This is a genomic window from Mesorhizobium shonense (assembly GCF_040545255.1).
Lineage (GTDB): Bacteria > Pseudomonadota > Alphaproteobacteria > Rhizobiales > Rhizobiaceae > Mesorhizobium > Mesorhizobium shonense.
This window is the reverse complement of the sequence record NZ_JBEPLM010000034.1, coordinates 14,801-32,585: the sequence shown is the minus strand read 5'-3', so window position 1 is coordinate 32,585 and position 17,785 is coordinate 14,801. Positions and strand designations below refer to the sequence as shown.

Below are 17,785 nucleotides of genomic sequence, written 5' to 3'. Positions count from 1 at the left end.
CGCCAACTCAGAGCGGACGACCATATGCATTGCGTACTCACCGTAACTTGCAAGTCCATACGTGAGATTGTAGCGGCGATTTCGAACTATCTGGCCGAGCAGGGCTGCAAGATCTTCGATTCCAGCCAGTTCGACGATCTCGATACCGGCAAGTTCTTCATGCGCGTCTCCTTCATCTCGGAAGAAGGCGTGGGCGGGCCGGCGCTTGCCGAAGGCTTCAAGCCGATCGCGGAAAAGTTCGCCATGGATGCCGAGATCCACGATGCCAAGAAGCGCATGAAGGTGCTGCTCATGGTCTCGCGCTTCGGCCATTGCCTGAAAGACCTGCTCTACCGCTGGAAGACCGCCGCGCTGCCGATCGACATCGTCGGCGGCGTCTCCAACTATTTCGATTACCAGAAGGTCGTCGTCAACCACGACATCCCCTTCCACAACATCAAGGTGACAAAGGACAACAAGCCGCAGGCCGAAGCCCAGCTGCTTGATATCGATCAGACCGGCACCAAGCTCGTGGTGCTGGCGCGCTACATGCAGGTTCTGTCGAATGCGCTTTGCCGGAAGATGTCAGGCCGCATCATCAACATCCTTCATTCCTTCCTGCCGTCCTTCAAGGGGGCGAACCCCTACAAGCAGGCCTATGAGCGTGGGGTAAAGTTGATCGGGGGGACGGCGCTTTACGTGATCTCGACGAGGTCCGATCATCGAGCAGGACACGGCGCGCATCACGCATGCGCAATCTGCCGAGGATTATGTGTCAATTGGGCGCGATGTGGAGAGCCAGGTGCTGGCGCGCGCCATCCATGCGTATATCCATCACCGCTCTTTCATCAACGGCAACCGCACCGTCGTCTTCCCGGCAAGCCCGGGAAGCTATGCATCGGAGCAGATGGGAGGAGCAAGACTGACATCATCGACGGCAAGCAGGTGGCTGCTACGGTAAATGATGCGAAGTCGCCGTGCTCGTGAAAGAGCGGGGCCTCAAGATATGCCCACTCTGGTTACATCTTTTGGAGGAACGTATATGAAAGTAGTGGTGCTCGGCGCCGGCGTCGTCGGCACAGCCGCTGCGTACTATCTGGCCAGCGACGGACATGAGGTGACAGTGGTCGACCGGCATTCGAGGGCTGGGCGCGGCACCAGCCAGTCCAATGCCGGTCTTGTTTCTCCGGGTGACGCGACGGCCTGGGCCTCTCCGGCCGCATTCAGAACGTTTCTGCAGGCCCTTTGGAACCACGATCTAGGGATCAAGGTACGCCTGCGCTTCGATCCCTATTTCCTCGCCTGGAGTCTCCGTTTTGTGCGCCAGTGCACTGTAGCGCGTCTGCGAGCCAACAGCAAAGTCAAGCTGCGCTTGGCGCTCTATTCCCGCCACTGCATCAACGCGCTCTCGGTCGATACCGGCATCCACTACGACGAGCGCAAGAAGGGCATCCTCTATTTCTTTCGCTCGCAGAAAAGCCTCGACACGGGCACCGACAATTATCGCTACCTTGCCGAACATGGCCTACCGATCGAAATTATCGACCGCGATCGGCTAATTGAACTCGAGCCCGGTCTTGCCGCGGCGAAGGAAAAAATAGCCGGCGGCGTCTATTCGCCGATCGATCAGACCGGGGATTCTAGCCACTTCGTTGAAAAGCTCGCCGTCTACGCAGCCGAAAACCTTGGCGTAAGATTCCTTTACGGCACTACCGTAGAAGGCCTCGACATCGAGGGGGACAGGGTGCGAGCCGTCGTCACCTCTTCCGGTCCAGTGGCCGCCGGCGCTGTCGTCATCGCGATGGGACCCGAAAGCGGCCTCCTTGGCCGCCGCTACGGTGTCGACCTGCCGGTCTATCCGGTCAAGGGTTACACGGCGACCGTGCCGCTTGAGGACGAGAACGAGGGGCCGACGATGGGCGGCGTCGACGAAGACCAACGGATCGCCTATTCGAGGCTGGGAAATCGCCTGCGTCTCGCCTCGACAGCCGAGTTCACCGGCTTCGACCGCACTTTCCAGCCGCGCGACTTTGCCGCCATGTTCAAGACCGGCAAGGAGCTGTTCCCGGGGGCTTTCGATGAGAAGAAGGCCGAGCTTTGGGCGGGCTTGAGGCCGATGATGCCAAGCTCGGTGCCGGTGATCGGCCAGGCGCGCTACAAAAACCTCTATCTCGACACCGGCCACGGCCATGTCGGCTGGACCATGGCGTGTGGCTCGGGAAAATTCCTCGCCGACTTGGTCGCGGGCCGCAAGACCGAAATCGACCCGCAAGGGTTGGTTTACAGGAACTGAGGAAGAGCTACGGATCCTATGTCCGCGCCGCGAGCCGCAACTAACTTGGCCGACATTGAGGTCAGCCCGTACCGTCACCGGCCGCTGCAGGTCATCGGGCGTCAAAGTCTCCGGCGCACCAATCTGGGGAATCGCGGTGTGGTGACGTCGATGTTGGGCGGATGAAAGTCGTCAATGTTCCGACCATCGATCAGAAAGTAACGGGCGGAAGTCCTCGAGGGTTGCATTCGGGCGATTTTGGCAACGTCCCAGCACAGCGCGGATGGAAGAAGGACGCGGGATCAGTTCATGACTGCGAGCGGTCTCAACAGCCTGGCCCGATGGAGGACCGAATGCGTGAAAGAATGTCGCGACTGTCAATAAAGATGCGCGTACGGAAGTGATCATCGAAAGGAGCATTCAGGTGCTTTTCGCCGATTGAGATTCCTCCGTTCGACAGGCGCGCCTGTGACTGCATCAATCGCAAAGGTATTCGAGCATTCCGTTTAAAAGCTTTCGCCGTAACAGATGCCCACTGGCGGAAGGCTGCAGCGTTCTCCCCGAACGCCGGCCGCAGGGCTTGGTCAACTAGATAGGAACGAACTCATGACCATCACACGTTTTGAATCCGGCGCGCGCATGAGCCAGGTCATTGCCCACAATGGCACCGTTTACCTGGCAGGTCAGGTTGGAGATCCCGGCTCAGATGTTGCGACCCAAACGAAACAGGCGTTGGCTCAAGTCGATCGCCTGCTGGTGCTGTCTGGTTCCGATAAGACGAGGATACTTTCGGCACAGATATGGCTCGCAGATATGGCCGACTTCCAGAAGATGAATGCCGTCTGGGACGCATGGGTCGCACCCGGCAACGCTCCGGCACGTGCGACTGGCGAGTCTAAGCTGGCAGGTCCTGAATATCTCGTAGAGGTCATCATCACCGCTGCGCAGATTTGAGGTCATGCGAAGGACGGGCCCTAAGGGGCGGGCCGTTTATGCTTGATTTACTGGGCCCGTTCTATTCCTCCTAATTCCAATTCTTCCATTCTTGCAAGGCGACATCACGGCGACATGACCTGCCCGTTCAATCTGTTGCCGCAACTACCGGCGCTCTCGCTCCCTGCTGGGGATGCGCCGAAAGGGCCGCTGTTCGGACTCAGATCGTAGGCCGCCGGTTTGCCGACGAACAGGTCCTGTCGATCGCCGCAGGCTTGGAGACGTGTTTAGGCGTGCCCAAATTGCCTCCTCTTAGCTGGCATTTCTCCACTGACTGAACAGACCCCTTGTTCTAGATGCCTGTGATCCAACTCCCGGGATCTTGGACGCTTGCTCCGCCAGCACTATCATCGTGCAGTCAATCCTAAACTGGATGAACCGACCCAATTCCAACCAGGACCATGCAGGGGACGCTGCAGCTCTTTCGCACGGAGGCACAGCTCGATGCATCCGCCAAGAACGTCAAGGCCCTTGCGGCCGACGGCATTCCATATGAGGTTTTCGACCGCGACGGCTGCATTCGCGCCGAACCTGCCCTTGCACATGTGCGCGACAAGATTGTCGGCGGCCTGCTGACACCGAAGGATGAGACCGGCGGCTGCTTCAAGTTCACCAATGCGCTCGCGAAAAAAAGCGGAGCAACTTGGCGTTCGCTTCTCCTGGGGCACTGAAATAACCGGTCTTGATGTCGAGGGCGGCCGGGTGCGCGGCGTGGTGGCCAAGTGGGAGACGCTGAGGGCCGATGCCGTCGTTGTTGCGCTCGGCAGTTATTCGCCACTGCTGCTGAAGCGCTATGGCATTAAGCTACCGGTCTACCCCGTCAAAGGCTATTCGCTGGCGATCCCGATTACCGATGTCTCGCGCCGACCGGAATCGACGATCATGGACGAGACCTACAAGATCGCCATCATGCGGCTCGGCGACCGCATCCGCGTCGGCGGCATGGTGAGATTTCCGGCTAGACCATTTGATCTCGGCCAAGCGGCCGGCGCGCGCTTGAACATTCGGTCATGGACCTCTTCCCGGGCGGCGGTGCAAGTAAGGCACCGTTCTGGTCCGGGTTGCGCTCAGTGACGCCGGACGGGACGCCAGTGATCGGTCCGACGAAGATCGCCGGCCTCTTTCTCAACACCGGCCATGGCACGCTTGGCTGGACGATAAGCTCCGGCTCTGCCCGCGTCATTGCCGATCTCGTCAGTGGCCACGAGCCTGAGATCGATGCCACCGATCTGGCGCTTAGCCGCTACGCTTGAATCAAAAGACATCACACTCAAGGAGGACTGAACTTTGATCGAATCAATTTCCACCACCGACGCGCCTAGCGCCGTGGGCCCCTATTCGCAAGCCATTAAGGTTGGTGATCTGCTCTTCGTCTCGGGTCAATTGCCGATCGATCCTGCGACCGGCGAGTTTAATTCACCGAATGCAGTCGAGCAGGCTGAAAAGTGCCTGAAGAACCTTGCCGCGATCGCCAAGCCCCTGGTACCGAGCTTGCAAAGACGGTGAAAACAACGGTGCTCCTGACGGATCTCGGTGATTTTGCCGACATCAATCGCATCTATGCCGGCTAATTCAGCGAGCCCTATTCTGCGCGGGGCTGCTATGAGGTAAAGTCCCTACCGAAAGGCGCCAAGGTCGAGATAGAAGCGGTTATCCCCTCTCAGCTAAAGCTGGCGATAGCCTGCTGACGGAGAATGAGCCGGAGCAATGTCACATTGCTCCGGTTTTCCTGTTCTGCGCAGATCTATCGGAAAGGCGGGCTTAAAATCACGCAGGAGAAACGGACTTGACGCTTACGCCTTCGCTCACCAAGCATCTGAAACATCCCGACCGATTTATCCAAATCGGATCGGAGGCGCGCGCGAACACGACTGCATTGCCTGAACTATTCTCGGTGTTCAACCCGTCGAGCGGTGAGCTTCTGGCGGAACTTCCCGATATGACCGTCGAGGACGTTTCCGCCGCCGTCGCCAGAGCCTATGCAGCGCAAGAGAGATGGGCAGGACTTACCGCTCGCGAACGTTCCGACATCTTGTGGCGTTGGCATCAGTCAATCGTCGACAACAGCGACGATCTTGCAGCAATCTTGACCGCAGAGATGGGAAAACCGCTGGCAGAGGCGAAGTCAGAAGTGCTGCATGCCGCAGACTATCTGCAATGGTACGCCGAGGAGGCCAATCGCATTTACGGCGAGACGATCTCGGCACCCTCCAACGACAGGCGCATGCTGGTGATCAAACAGCCGATCGGTGTCGTCGGTGCAATCACGCCATGGAATTTTCCGGCCTCGATGGTCGCCCGCAAGATCTCTCCGGCGCTCGCAGCCGGCTGTACCGTTATCCTCAAGCCTGCGGAGCAGACGCCGCTGGTCGCAGGAGCGATCTTTGCTCTGGCGCAGAGGGCCGGTTTCCCCGACGGCGTTCTGAACCTGGTGTACGCATCCGATGGCGACGTGATCGGCCGCGAACTCTGCTCCAATCCGGACGTCCGTAAGATCAGTTTCACCGGCTCGACCGAGGTCGGCCGCTTGTTGATGCGCCAGTGCTCAGACCAGATCAAGCGGATCAGTTTCGAGCTTGGCGGCAATGCGCCATTCATCGTTTTCGATGATGCCGATATCGATGCCGCCGTGGAAGGGGCGATCCAGGCCAAGTTCCGTAATGCTGGGCAAACTTGTGTCTCAGCCAATCGACTGTATGTGCAGTCGAGCGTTTATGCAGAGTTTGGCGAAAAGTTCACAGAGCGCGTTCGCAAGCTCAAAGTCGGCGATGGCTTCGATACGGATGTTTCTGTTGGTCCACTGATCGACGAACAGGCTCTGGCGAAGGTGGAACGGCATGTCGAAGATGCTGTCCAGCGAGGGGCCAAGATTCGCTGTGGCGGGCGGCGTACCGGCAGCAACGGGACATTCTTCGAGCCGACGGTGATCACCGGCGTCTGCAGCACCATGCGTCTCGCTCAGGAGGAGACGTTCGGCCCCCTTGCTCCGATCATTCGCTTCGACGATCCCGATCAGGTGGTCCGGGAAGTCAATGATACGATCTATGGTCTTGCTGCCTATTTTTATGCTGCAAATCTCAAACGTATCTGGCGGGTTGCGGAGGCGCTCGAGTACGGCATGATAGGCATCAACACTGGCCGGATGTCGTCAGAAGCGGCGCCCTTCGGCGGCATAAAGCAGTCGGGGATCGGCCGTGAGGGGTCGCGGCACGGTCTCGAAGATTACCTTGAAATGAAATATCTCTGCATGGGTGGGCTGTGAGCAGACGGCAGTCGATATGGTGGTCGTCCGCCCAAATTTAATTGTCGCTCAACAACTCCAACAAGGTGCATCGTGATGCCTGCTCCTTCGTCTTCGCGCGATACGGCCGACAGGCCCGGGGCTGGAAGCCAAAGTGCTTGGCCAGCGCCAGCAGCGAGCGATTGTAGATGATGTGGCCTTCGTTATCTTCGCCGGTAACCGCTTCATCCTGTCGTAGAGGATTTCCATCGGCACTCCTCCAATTACGTCGAAAGCCTGCATGACAGCGCAGCAGCGTCTGCAGATCCTGATGCATGAGGTAGCGGGCGAAGATGTAACGCGAGTGGCCAAGCACAAGCGAGAACAGCCAGAAGATGCGTATCACGCCCGGCGCGTCGGTGAACTCGGTGACGAAGCGCGCGAAGTCGACCTGTGCTTGACATCCGGCCGGGTCTCGAACCGCACCTCGAAAGGACGCACCTGCTCCGGCTGCCGGATCGCGGCGACGAAGCGCTTCTCGGCGGTGTAGGCGCCGTCAGAGCCGCGCTCACGAATCTCGCGCGTCAGGCGCGCGGCCGAGAGGTCGGGATAAGCTGTGACCCGTTCGCGCAAATAGTTGACGAACGGTGCAATATTGTTCGGCCGCCCCGCCTGCCCCGGTCCGTAGGCGGGGAGTTCGAGCCCGCAATCGATGTATTTGCGGACTATCTTGGGATCGCGGCCCGTTGCCGGGCGATCACAGCCACGGACAGGCCCTGACGATGTAGATCCAATATCATCAGAATTTCTCCAAGTTGGATCATCAGCGCCGCTCCCGTCCCGTAAAGGACTATCGACACCGGGGCAAAAGCCGCCAGTTCCGGGACGTGTCCCGTAACTGGCGGCAGCAGCGCCAACTAGTCTATAGTCTAGGGACCGGCGACAAGGTTGGCGACTATCTCTCCTTGCTGCTCGACGATCCGACGCTCGCGCAGCCGATCCGCGCGAACCTCTTCCGCTCCGACGACGATGACAGCGCCTGATCGCTGCACTGGAATCGCCCGAAGCCGCGCAATGCACGGGACTGATGGCGATGCGGTCCAGCGACATCCTCGCCGTCCGCTCCGATAGGTCGCGCGACCACAGCCGATTCCCATGCTGCGCATATCTCCGAAGCGTCGCGACGTTTCGGCATTCCAGAACGCTGGATTCGGGCCGTGCTCCGCACTGAGAGCGCGCGCAACGTGCGCGCAATCTGATCGGCCGACGCGATGCGCCTGATGCAGGTCATGCCCGACACCTGGGCGGAGCTTCGCGTCCGTCATGCTCTTGGCCGCAACCCCTACGACCCGCATGACAACATCCTCGCGGGCACGGCGTATCTGCGCGAGATGTGGGATCGCTACGGCGACGTCACCGCCATGCTCGCCGCCTACAATGCCGGTCCGGCGCGCTATGACGAGCACCGCGCGAAGGGCCGTCCCTTGCCGGCCGAAACGCGCGCCTATGTCGCTTTGCCTGCGCCCGTTCTGCGCGGCGAGCGTTCTTCGAAGATCTCATTCGCCGTCACGCGGGCGCTTGATTGGCGCGAGGCGGCGATCTTCATCATGCGCGATGACGGCGTTTTGGCCGTCAATCCCACGTCGCCGGTCGGCCCGCCGAACAGAGACCGCTCGCCCGGCCCAGCGACACCCGCAACTCCGACGGCCGCGCAGCCCGAAGCGCTGTTCGTCGCCCACCGCGGCATCGGATCGGCGCCATGACCGACTCCGCAGTCCTTCGCGTTCCCTCGTGCGTTGGCGTGCCATGGAGTGCGCCGGGGGTGGTGGCGACCGGGGGATTGCCGCCCGTAATTGGGCCGAGCGCCTTGCCGAGCAGCAAAACTGTGCGTCGACCGTGGGTCAACTGGCGATGGTCGGCGATTCGGCGTCAAAATCTGCTCCTGTGAAGCAACGCAGGAGGCGAACGATGGAATTCTTTTGCGGACTGGACGTAGCGTCATCTCGGTCAAAAGAACCGGGTAGCCCCATCTGCAAGCAGCCCGAAGGCAGTAACGGTCTGCAGGCCTTCCGCCATATTTTTGGGATGCCCGTTGACGTATTTGAAGCCGTAAACGATTCCGTCCGGTGTCGGCAGCTTGGCTAGCGTAGGACCGTTGCCCGCGCGTTGACGCGCAGCTCAGCAATCAGCCTGTGATCGAGATCGTACATCAGCATCTGTCCATTTCGTCAGTGTGGTTGATCATAATGCAAAAATATGAGCGATACTGTCTACGTTCAGTGTTACTTGCCAGAGACAGTCGCATTAGCTGACCGCGCTCGCTTTCGGAGCCTGTCATGCAAGTCGCAACAAACTGGAACCCGGGTGCTCGCGTGCGGGAGCCGTCTTGCAGATTGGTGGGTTGGGGAAGCGAGACTGGTTCCGTCGGAGAGGCGGAGTTCGGAGACAAGCTTGCCGGCCTGCTTCGCGGGCTCCCCTATTTCCGGAGAACCCCTGACCATGTCCGCCTGGTGAACAGTCATGGCAATCCGATGACGAAGATGCGTCGTGGCGCTGCGGGGCAACGGCAATCGCGCACTCGCCATGGCTGGCACTATGACTTCGTATCGATCAAAAACTATCGGGGTTGGCCCATCTCGCATTCGATCCCTTAGAGCTTTGACTGCGGAACTTGTCGCCGTCTGAGCGCGGGCGAGCAGCGAGCGCTGGACGACTTCAGGACGGGCGAGTTCCTGCCCGGGCGCGGACTTCTCGACATGAAGTGCAGCGTCGCGGCCGTCGTCGCCGTGCTCGAAGCGTTCGCCGCGCAGAGGGATCGTCAGGGCAACCTCCTTTTGATCGCGACTCCGGACGAAGAGCGCGATCACGGGGCATGCGAAGCCTGAGGGATGCACTGCCCGCGATCGCCGCTGAATTTGGGCTGTCCATCGAGGCAGGCATCAATCTCGACGCGACGAGCGATCAAGGCGACGGCTCCGAGGGACGCGCAATTTATCGGGGCACAGTCGGCAAGGCGCTGCCCTTTGCACTGGTCGGCGGGCATTCGTCGCACGCAAGCTATCCCTTCGAGGGGGGTCAGCGCCCAGCTGATCGCGTCCGAGATCACCAGAGCCATCGAGGGCAATCCCGAGCTTTGCGACCGCGCCGGAGGCGAAGTCTCGCCGCCACCGTTTTGCCTCGAGGCGAAGGACCTTCGCGGCGGATACGAAGTGACGACCCCGGAGCGGGTTTGGGTCGCCTTCGACTGGCTTTCGCATCACTGGTCGGCCAAGGACCTGCTCATTAGCTTCGAACGGTCCGTCACCGATGCGGCATCGGAGGCGGCCTCGTGTTTCAACTATCGCGCCCAGGCTTATGGTGCGATGCTCGGCACGGCCCAATCAGCGCTGGTACCGGCCGCCGAGATTATCTCGCTGCTGAGTTGGCCGATCGCGTTCGCGCCGTAGGGGGCGCCTTCGAGCGTGTGTGTGAAGTAGAGCTCCAGGCACAGAATTCAGACGATCCGCTCGCGCTCACGCGGGCCGTGATCGACGCTATGGTTTCGGAGGCGGGAATAACGGGTCCAACCATCGCCTATTGGCTAAGCAGACTCGTCTATCCGGCAACCCACATAGCGAACGTCGCAGGAGGGAGCCGGCTCTCTGAAGCGATCAAGACGGCGAGGCTGGAGCACGAGCCATCTGGCGGCCATCCGCTGAAGTATCGCGAGTTCTTCGCCGGGATCTCCGACATGAGCTTCTTCGGCCATCGGCCTTATAACGCGGATTCGACCTACGTGGCGGCCAATACGCCCGCTAGCGCATTGACTGATCATGTCCCCGGCGACGTCTTGTCGTTCCCGGTGTCAACATTGGCCCTTGGGGTCGGGAGTATCATCAGAGGCTGGAACGCGTTTACGCGCCCTATGCTTTCGAGGAGCTGCCCAGGCTCTTGTTGCGGATCGTCGCCGCCTTCCTGCGCTGAGAACTTCGCGCACCGCGCTCTCAAGACGAATGTGTCACATAGTGATACTAAATGTCATTGCTTGACATTCTTGCCTTGGCTCGGCATTTTGAAGGCAAGAAAATGCACCGGGATAAATAGAATGAACGGAGCCGAAGCTCTCGTTGGAACGCTAATCGGCGGAGGCATCGATACTTGTTTCGCCAATCCGGGCACATCAGAGATGCACCTCGTCGCGGCCTTGGATCGTGCCAATTCGGTGCGATGCGTCCTCGGGCTGTTCGAAGGCGTCGTTACGGGTATGGCCGATGGCTACGCCCGGATTGCCGGCAAGCCGGCCGCAACGCTCCTGCACCTAGGACCTGGGTTGGGCAACGGTGTTGCGAACCTTCACAATGCACGCAAAGCGCGCACCCCTATGGTCAACGTCGTTGGCGAGCACGCAACCTACCACCGCGGTTTCAATGCCCCTTTGACATCGGATATCGAGGGGTTGGCTCGGCCGGTTTCGGATTGGGTTGAGACAAGCCGATCCGCGGAAGAGCTCGGGGCAGATACGGCGCGCGCGATTCACGAGGCCACGAGCGCGCCGGGCCGCATCGCGACTTTGATAGTTCCGGCTGACGCGGCTTGGGGCGAAAACGGTGCCGTAGCACGCGTGACGCCTGGCCGTGGTTACGGCAAGCCCTGCACGTCTGCGATCGAGAGGGCGGCCGAAATCTTGAGGTCAGGCGCGCGGGTTGCGCTCTTGCTAGGCGGCGCCGCTCTGCTGGAGCCGGCCCTGTCGATCGCCGCCCGCATCGCGGGCCATACCGGTGCCAGGTTGCTGGGGCCGACCAGTGCCGGACGAGCAAGCGTGGGAGCGGGCTTACCGATGGTCGAACGGATCCCGTACCCAATCGCGTTGGCTCGGGAGGTTTTGGCCGACGTGCAGCACCTCATTCTGATCGGCTCGGATGAGCCTGTCGCCTTCTTCGCCTACCCTCGGCAACCCAGTAAGCCGCTCCCCAAGGACGCCAATGTTCATATCGCCGTCAACGTGGCCGAGGACATCGCCGAAGGACTGGCTGTGCTGGATGAACTCGTCGGCTCCGCCCAGGCAAAGCCCCGCCTGCGACCCGCGATCGAAGCCGACGCACCTCGTGGTGATCTGGACCTGGCGAAGCTTGCCACTGCAGTGACCCGGTTGCTGCCGGAGAATTCTATCCTGGTCGACGAGTCGATCACATCGAGCTTCGTCCTGCTGCCGCGTCTTCGGGAAGCCGCGCCACACGACTTCCTTCAACTGACCGGCGGAGCAATCGGCATCGGCCTGCCGCTGGCGACGGGGGCGGCAGTGGCCGGGCCCTCTCGCAGGGTGGTCTGCATGCAGGCGGACGGCAGCGGCATGTACACCCCGCAGGCGCTCTGGACGCAAGCCCGGGAGAAGCTGGACGTAGTCACAGTAGTTCTCGCGAACCGCGCCTACGCCACGTTGCGCGGCGAGTTCAAGAGCGTCGGTATCGACAACCCCGGCCCCAACGCCCTGACGATGTTGGATCTGGCCAACCCAGAACTGCGTTGGGCCGAGCTGGCGCAGAGTATGGGTGTTGAGGCGCGCCGCGTCACCACCGCCGAAGATCTCTCCTCCACGTTCGAAGCCGCGACCCGACAAAAGGGCCCGTTCCTCATCGAAGCCATGATCTGAGAATTTGCACCGATGGTCCAACTGCAACGGTTTTATATCGATGGTGCTTGGCGTGCCCCTGCATCATCCCGCGTCGGTACGCTCGTCAACCCTGCCACGCGGAAGGAAGACGGGGCGGTTGCCCTGGGCAACGCGACCGACGTGGCCAACGCCGTGGCGGCAGCCAAGGCTGCGTTCTCCTCGTACTCGCTGACTTCACGCCGCGATCGGCTGGACCTTCTCGATCGGGTCATCGCTGTCTACGAACGCCGTGCCGAGGAGATGGCACAGGCCATCAGCCGCGAGATGGGCTCGCCGATCACCCTGGCGCGCCAAGCCCATGTCCCGTTTGGCCTTGGTCATCTCAAGACGATCGTCGACGTGCTTCGCGACTACGAGTTCGACGAAATGGTCAACGGCACGCTCGTTACGCGCGAACCCTTCGGTGTCTGCGCGTTCATCACGCCCTGGAACTGGCCGATGAATCAGATCGCGTGCAAGGTCGCCCCTGCGCTGGCCGCCGGTTGCACGATGATCCTGAAGCCAAGCGAGATCGCACCTCGTTCTGGCGCCCTCTTCGCCGAGATCATGGACGCAGCGGGCGTTCCCGCGGGCGTCTTCAACCTGGTTCAAGGTGATTACGAGGTCGGCCAAGCGCTTGCGACACATGTCGACGTAGACCTCATCTCGTTCACCGGCTCGACGCCGGCCGGCGTCATGGTGGCGAAATCGGCGGCCGAGACAGTCAAGCGGGTCCATCAAGAGCTCGGCGGAAAATCCCCCAATATCATTGCTGCGGACGCCGACTTCGAGCGGGCCGTGCGTCACGGCGCGCGTCTATGCTTCAGCAACAGCGGCCAGTCCTGCAACGCGCCAACGCGCATGCTCGTGCCGGCCGACCGGATGGACGAGGCAGCCGCGATCGCTGCCGCCGTCGCCGGAGAGCTCAAGATCGGCCCGCCCGAGGATCAGGCGACCGAGATGGGGCCGGTAGTCAGCGAGCGGCAGTTGAAGAAGATCCGCGAATTGATCCAGGCGGGGATAACCGAGGGCGCGCGCCTTGTTGCCGGCGGCGCAGACGTCGCGCCCGGGCTCGAAGGTTTCTACGTTGCGCCGACCGTCTTCGCCAACGTCCGCAACGATATGACCATCGCTCGCGAAGAGATATTTGGGCCGGTCCTCTCCATCATCCCCTACGGGGACATCGAGGAAGCCGTCTCGCTGGCGAACGACACCGTGTACGGCCTCTGCGCCTATGTCAGCTCGGGCGATCCGGAGAAGACGCAAGCAATCTCTCGGCGTTTGCGTGCCGGCATGGTGCACCTGAACGGTTCGGTGGCCGATTATGCCGGCGCCTTCGGCGGTTACAAGCGCTCTGGAAACGGTCGCGAGTGGGGCCGCCATGGCTTCGAGGAATTCTTGGAGATTAAATCGGTCTTCGGCCACGGGAAAACCGCGGTGGCTTGAGAGCGACGGATCCGCCGCTCGACTGACCGGCTGATGTAAACGGCGAGCACACGCTCGCCGTAACGAGAACCTATGGGAACGGCATAGCAATGAACATCTCAGCCAACACGAATTATCCGAATTCTGCCCACCGCCGAACTGCCACCGAACATGCGACGCATCGCCACCGCGAGCGTAATCGGCACCACCGTCGAGTGGTACGACCTCTCCATTTTCGCCACTGCCTTGGCGCCGGTTTTTGAAGGTCTTCTTCCCAAATGTCGATCCGCTGATCGGTACGCTGCTCTCCTTCGGCACCTTCGCGTCGGCCTATCTCGCGCGCATCGTCGGCGCGGCCATTTTCGGTCACTACGGCGACAACCTCGGCCGCAAGTCGATGCTCCTGATCTCGCTTGTGTCGCGACGTTCGCGATTGGTCTTCTCCCGAACTGCAACCAGATTGGCCTCTGGGCCCCGGTCCTGCTGCTCTCGCTGCGTCTCTTGCAGGGCCTCGCCCTCGGCGGGGAGTGGGGCGGCGCCGTTCTGATGGCGGTGGAGCACGCGCCTGCCAACCGTCGGGTCTCTATGGCTCCTGGGTCCGGATCGGCGTGTCTGCCGGCAGTGCTCGCGAACCTGGCCTCCCTCGCCAGAAGCAGCCGATGAGTTTAGATCAGCTTGCGGCCGATCTCATGCGCTGCCTTCTGCAGTTCCGCCAGGAAACGCGGTTTCCCGTCGTCGACGATCTGGTTGGTCAGGCTCGTAATGCTGATCGACCCCGCAAGAGCGCCTGAGCGATCGAACACCGGGACACCGATGGCGGCTAGGCCAGGGACGAAGTCGTCGATAGCGAGTTCATAGCCTGCAGCCCGGATGCGTTCCGCCGCCTGCCTGAGTTCATCCGGGTCGGTTTGACTGACGGGGGTCCGTGCCACCAGGGGTTTGCGGAGCGCGTTTTCGCGCTCTTCAGGGGTTATGTTGGCGAGCAGAACACGCGGCCCGCCGCCACAGTTGAGCGGCGTGCGTGCACCAACTCTGAACCAAGAGGCGTCGATGCTGGGCTGTGCAGATCGGACACGCTCCGTGCAGACCGCCATTCCCTCATGGTGCACCCACAAGAACGTCGTCATGTGGCACGCCTCCGCGATGTCGCTCAGGTAAGGCGCCGCGACCTCTCGAAGCTCCCTCCCGGTGTGGACCGCCGACGCGATCTCCAAAAGGCCTACGCTGAGGGAGTATAGGGCGCTTCTCTCATCGTGGTCGACCAGACCTGCAAAAATCAGCGTCTGAAGCAGGCGCCGCGTCGTGCCTTTGTCCAGCTCGGCCGCCTTGGTTAGCTCAGTAAGGGTCTGCCTTGGCTTCGTCGGGGAAAAAGCTCTCAAAAGCGCGATGCCACGATCGAGCGCACGCACCAGCGGCACCCCAGGCTTCGGCTTCAAATCGCGCTCATTGTCCTCGGCCATAGATGATCCCGCTGGCAAATGAGCGCGAGCCATAGCCGAAAATCGTGGATTCGGAAAGTGTCATATGATGACACTATATGTCATTTGTTGACACAAGCGAAACGCCTTGTTAAAGTCCCGCCCAAGTCGGAAGTACCGGCGCCCAGAAAAGGGATTCCATGTTCAATCTACGCTCGACCGCCTTGGCGGTTTCCGCCCTTGCATTAACACTTGGTTGGTCTTCGACAGTCGTTCGCGCTCAAGAGCCGAAGAAGGGCGGGACGGTCGATGTCATCGTTCAGCCCGAGCCGCCGATGCTGATGCAGGGGGTCAACCAGAACGGCCCGACCAATATGGTCGCCGGCAACATTTACGAGTCGCAGCTCCGCTATAACGAGAAGCTGGAGCCCCATCGCTCGCTGGCCAAGAGCTGGGAGATCTCGCCGGACGCCAAGACCTACACCTTCAGGCTTCAGGAAGGCGTGAAATGGCATGACGGCAAGCCGTTCAGTGCGGATGACGTCGTCTTCTCTCTCGACAACTTCCTACATGGGCGCCCGATCGTCAACGCCCAGGTCGAGGAGATCGAGAAGGTCGATGACCTCACCGTGAAGATCACGCTGAAGCAGCCCTTCGGCCCGATGCTTCTCTCGCAGGAAGTCGCCTCGGCCCCGATCGAGCCGAAGCACATCTATGATGGCACCCCTCCTTCGCCCTTGCGATCGTGCTGGTCGCGATCCTCCAGCCCCAACTCGGCTCGATCGTGCTCGCGATCGGTGTGGTGAGCTGGCCGCCCGTGGCGCGACTGGTGCGCGGTGAGGTGCTCTCGCTCAGATCCCGCGAATACGTCCAGGCGGCCGTCACGATCGGCCAGTCCACGCCGCGCATCGTCTTCAGCCAGGTCCTCCCGAACACCATCGCGCCGATCATCGTCATGGGCTCGCTCATGATCGGCTCGGCGATCCTGCTGGAATCCTCTCTGTCCTTCCTGGGGCTCGGCGACCCCAATCTCATGAGCTGCGGCTACATGGTCGGCGCGGGTTGTACGCGGCTGCTCGATGCCTGGTGGATCAGCTTCTTTCCGGGACTGGCGATCTTCCTGACGGTGCTCGCGCCGAACGTCGCTGGCGAAGGTCGGAACGACACCTCGAACCCCCGTCTGGCTCGGGGGCGCGAGTGATGGAAAAGGCAACCGCAATGCCCGATCTGTCCATCGAAGGGCTCACGCTCGCACTTCCTGCGCTCGCGGATCGTTCGCACGCCGTGCAGGACATCTCCCTGAAAATCGGAGCCGGAGAAACGCTCTGCGTCGTCGGCGAATCCGGCTCCGGCAAGTCGATGATCGCTCATTCCGCGATGGGCTTGCTGCCGAAGGCGGTAAAGCCCGTCCGAGGCGTGATCCGTCTGGCAGGTCTCGACGTTCTCTCGCTCGACGAGGAGGCGATGGAGGATCTGCGCGGTCGCGAGATCGGCATGATCTTCCAGGAGCCGATGACCTCCGTCAATCCGGTCATGCGCATCCAGGATCAGCTCCTCGAGACATTCGAGGCGCATAACCTTCTCGACAAGGGAGCTCGCAAGGCGCGCGTCATCGAACTCCTGACCGAAGTCGGGTTGCCCGACCCGCCGCGTCTCGCCAAGGCCTATCCGCACGAGCGTTCCGGAGGGCAGCGCCAGCGCGTGATGATCGCCATGGCACTCGCCCTGGAGCCGAAACTCCTGATCGCCGACGAGCCGACCACCGGGCTGGACGTCACCACGCAGGCACAGATTCTCACGCTCGTCGACAACCTTCGCGAGAAGCGCGGCACGGCCGTGCTGTTCATCACCCACGACATGGGCGCCGTCGCCGAGATCGCCGATCGCATCGCCATGCTGGAGAAGGGCGTTATGGTTGAGGAAGGCGAGGCCGACCAGGTGCTGGGCGCTCCCCGCCATCCCTATACCCGAAAGACCCGAAAGCTGCTAGCGGCAGTGCCATCGCTGACTCCGGCGCAACTGCCACCCCTCCCGGACGAGGCAGCGGTTCTGAGTGTCAAGGGACTGTGGAAGGTCTATCGGAAGCGCGGCTTTTTCGGCGTCGCGCGCGAAGTCCGCGCCGCCGCCGAAGTTTCGTTCTCGCTGAGGCGTGGCGAGACGCTGGGCATCGTCGGTGAGTCCGGATCCGGCAAGTCGACCGTCGGCCGCTGCTGCCTGCGGCTGATCGAGCCCGATGGTGGTCGGATCGCGCTCGGCGATCTGGTTCTGTCTGAACTCAGTGCCTCGGAACTTCGTCGGCAGCGCAAGCGCATCCAGATGGTCTTCCAGGATCCGTTCCCCTCGCTCAGTCCTCGACAGACCGTCGCCTGCATTATCTCGGACGGGCCGGTCGCCCATGGCGTTTCCCGGCACACTGCGTTTGCAAAGGGCCGGGAGCTGCTGGCGCTGGTCGGCCTCCCCGAGCAAGCGATCGACCGTTACCCGCACGAGTTCTCAGGAGGTCAGCGCCAGCGCGTCGGCATCGCCCGCGCGCTCGCACTGGAACCCGACGTCCTGATGGCGGATGAGGCCGAGTCGGCGCTCGACGTCTCGCTGCAGGCCCAGATTCTGAAGCTGATTAAGGACATCCAGAGCCGACTGGGTCTCGCGATCCTCTTTGTCACGCATGATCTGCGGGTCGCCGCGCAGATTTGCGACCGCATCGTTGTGATGCAACGCGGCAAGGTCGTCGAAGCCGGGGAGACCGCTTCGATCTTCGCCGCTCCCCAACATGAATTCTCCCGTCAATTGCTCGCCGCCGTGCCCGGCGGACGGCGCTTCGGCAACTTACCAACAAGACCCTAGTCTGG

At 61.4% G+C, this 17,785-nt stretch carries 12 protein-coding genes and 6 pseudogenes; 15 read left to right on the top strand and 3 right to left on the bottom strand.

The window, feature by feature from the left end:
* Positions 1–24: 24 nt before the first annotated feature.
* From ABID26_RS36365 to ABID26_RS36340, 6 genes and pseudogenes are all read left to right on the top strand, one after another.
* A pseudogene (locus ABID26_RS36365) lies at positions 25–940 on the top strand (formyltetrahydrofolate deformylase).
* 81 nt (positions 941–1,021) lie between these two features.
* Positions 1,022–2,272: a D-amino acid dehydrogenase gene (locus tag ABID26_RS36360; RefSeq protein WP_354418321.1), complete on the top strand. Its 1,251-nt coding sequence runs from the start codon at positions 1,022–1,024 to the stop codon at positions 2,270–2,272.
* Between the two features lie 585 nt (positions 2,273–2,857).
* Positions 2,858–3,205: a RidA family protein gene (locus tag ABID26_RS36355; protein ID WP_354418319.1), complete on the top strand. Its 348-nt coding sequence runs from the start codon at positions 2,858–2,860 to the stop codon at positions 3,203–3,205.
* A gap of 440 nt (positions 3,206–3,645) precedes the next feature.
* Positions 3,646–4,497 (top strand): annotated as a pseudogene (locus ABID26_RS36350) (D-amino acid dehydrogenase); the annotation flags it as partial.
* 34 nt (positions 4,498–4,531) lie between these two features.
* A pseudogene (locus ABID26_RS36345) lies at positions 4,532–4,932 on the top strand (RidA family protein).
* Between the two features lie 149 nt (positions 4,933–5,081).
* Positions 5,082–6,506, top strand: a complete 1,425-nt coding sequence (locus ABID26_RS36340) for an NAD-dependent succinate-semialdehyde dehydrogenase (RefSeq protein ID WP_435528650.1) — start codon at positions 5,082–5,084, stop codon at positions 6,504–6,506.
* Positions 6,507–6,576: 70 nt separating this feature from the next.
* Here ABID26_RS36340 and istA read toward each other — a convergent pair.
* Positions 6,577–7,288, bottom strand: a pseudogene (istA, locus tag ABID26_RS36335) (IS21 family transposase); the annotation flags it as partial.
* Between istA and ABID26_RS37120 the strand changes: the two are divergent.
* Both ABID26_RS37120 and ABID26_RS36325 read left to right on the top strand, forming a co-directional pair.
* Positions 7,280–7,507 (top strand): DUF736 family protein, encoded by a 228-nt coding sequence (locus tag ABID26_RS37120; RefSeq protein ID WP_435528648.1) that lies wholly within the window; start codon positions 7,280–7,282, stop codon positions 7,505–7,507. The pseudogene istA and the gene ABID26_RS37120 sit on opposite strands and share 9 nt — an antisense overlap.
* 228 nt (positions 7,508–7,735) lie before the next feature.
* Positions 7,736–8,227, top strand: a complete 492-nt coding sequence (locus ABID26_RS36325) for a lytic transglycosylase domain-containing protein (protein ID WP_435528647.1) — start codon at positions 7,736–7,738, stop codon at positions 8,225–8,227.
* A gap of 230 nt (positions 8,228–8,457) precedes the next feature.
* Here ABID26_RS36325 and ABID26_RS36320 read toward each other — a convergent pair.
* A pseudogene (locus ABID26_RS36320) lies at positions 8,458–8,600 on the bottom strand (ornithine cyclodeaminase); the annotation flags it as partial.
* 620 nt (positions 8,601–9,220) lie between these two features.
* Here ABID26_RS36320 and ABID26_RS36315 point away from each other — a divergent pair.
* From ABID26_RS36315 to ABID26_RS36300, 4 genes are all read left to right on the top strand, one after another.
* Positions 9,221–9,349, top strand: a complete 129-nt coding sequence (locus ABID26_RS36315) for a M20/M25/M40 family metallo-hydrolase (protein ID WP_354418316.1) — start codon at positions 9,221–9,223, stop codon at positions 9,347–9,349.
* A 138-nt stretch (positions 9,350–9,487) separates the two neighbouring features.
* Entirely contained in the window at positions 9,488–9,910 is a 423-nt protein-coding gene (locus ABID26_RS36310) for a zinc-binding metallopeptidase family protein (protein WP_354418314.1), read from the top strand.
* Between the two features lie 638 nt (positions 9,911–10,548).
* Positions 10,549–12,093 carry an acetolactate synthase large subunit gene (locus tag ABID26_RS36305; protein WP_354418312.1) on the top strand — a complete coding sequence of 515 codons (1,545 nt, stop codon included), beginning with the start codon at positions 10,549–10,551 and terminating at the stop codon, positions 12,091–12,093.
* A gap of 12 nt (positions 12,094–12,105) precedes the next feature.
* Complete coding sequence (locus ABID26_RS36300) at positions 12,106–13,539, top strand: aldehyde dehydrogenase family protein (RefSeq protein WP_354418310.1); 1,434 nt, start codon at positions 12,106–12,108, stop codon at positions 13,537–13,539.
* A 644-nt stretch (positions 13,540–14,183) separates the two neighbouring features.
* Here the strand turns inward: ABID26_RS36300 and ABID26_RS36295 are convergent.
* On the bottom strand, positions 14,184–14,978 hold the full coding sequence (locus ABID26_RS36295) for an IclR family transcriptional regulator (RefSeq protein WP_354418308.1): 795 nt from the start codon (positions 14,976–14,978) through the stop codon (positions 14,184–14,186).
* A gap of 158 nt (positions 14,979–15,136) precedes the next feature.
* Here ABID26_RS36295 and ABID26_RS36290 point away from each other — a divergent pair, with 158 nt between their 5' ends.
* From ABID26_RS36290 to ABID26_RS36280, 3 genes and pseudogenes are all read left to right on the top strand, one after another.
* Positions 15,137–15,742, top strand: a complete 606-nt coding sequence (locus tag ABID26_RS36290) for an ABC transporter substrate-binding protein (RefSeq protein WP_354418307.1) — start codon at positions 15,137–15,139, stop codon at positions 15,740–15,742.
* Positions 15,661–16,137 (top strand): annotated as a pseudogene (locus ABID26_RS36285) (ABC transporter permease); the annotation flags it as partial. The gene ABID26_RS36290 and the pseudogene ABID26_RS36285, both read left to right, overlap by 82 nt.
* Positions 16,137–17,780: a dipeptide ABC transporter ATP-binding protein gene (locus tag ABID26_RS36280; protein WP_435528649.1), complete on the top strand. Its 1,644-nt coding sequence runs from the start codon at positions 16,137–16,139 to the stop codon at positions 17,778–17,780. The pseudogene ABID26_RS36285 and the gene ABID26_RS36280, both read left to right, overlap by 1 nt.
* The last annotated feature ends 5 nt before the right edge of the window (positions 17,781–17,785 follow it).

Coding starts and splice junctions, on each gene's coding strand:
- ABID26_RS36355 (WP_354418319.1), top strand. CDS start 2,858: ATGACCATCACACGTTTTGAATCCGGCGCGCGCATGAGCCAGGTCATT.
- ABID26_RS36325 (WP_435528647.1), top strand. CDS start 7,736: ATGCGCCTGATGCAGGTCATGCCCGACACCTGGGCGGAGCTTCGCGTC.
- ABID26_RS36315 (WP_354418316.1), top strand. CDS start 9,221: ATGAAGTGCAGCGTCGCGGCCGTCGTCGCCGTGCTCGAAGCGTTCGCC.
- ABID26_RS36305 (WP_354418312.1), top strand. CDS start 10,549: ATGAACGGAGCCGAAGCTCTCGTTGGAACGCTAATCGGCGGAGGCATC.
- ABID26_RS36300 (WP_354418310.1), top strand. CDS start 12,106: ATGGTCCAACTGCAACGGTTTTATATCGATGGTGCTTGGCGTGCCCCT.
- ABID26_RS36290 (WP_354418307.1), top strand. CDS start 15,137: ATGTTCAATCTACGCTCGACCGCCTTGGCGGTTTCCGCCCTTGCATTA.
- ABID26_RS36360 (WP_354418321.1), top strand. CDS start 1,022: ATGAAAGTAGTGGTGCTCGGCGCCGGCGTCGTCGGCACAGCCGCTGCG.
- ABID26_RS36295 (WP_354418308.1), bottom strand. CDS start 14,978: ATGGCCGAGGACAATGAGCGCGATTTGAAGCCGAAGCCTGGGGTGCCG.
- ABID26_RS36280 (WP_435528649.1), top strand. CDS start 16,137: ATGGAAAAGGCAACCGCAATGCCCGATCTGTCCATCGAAGGGCTCACG.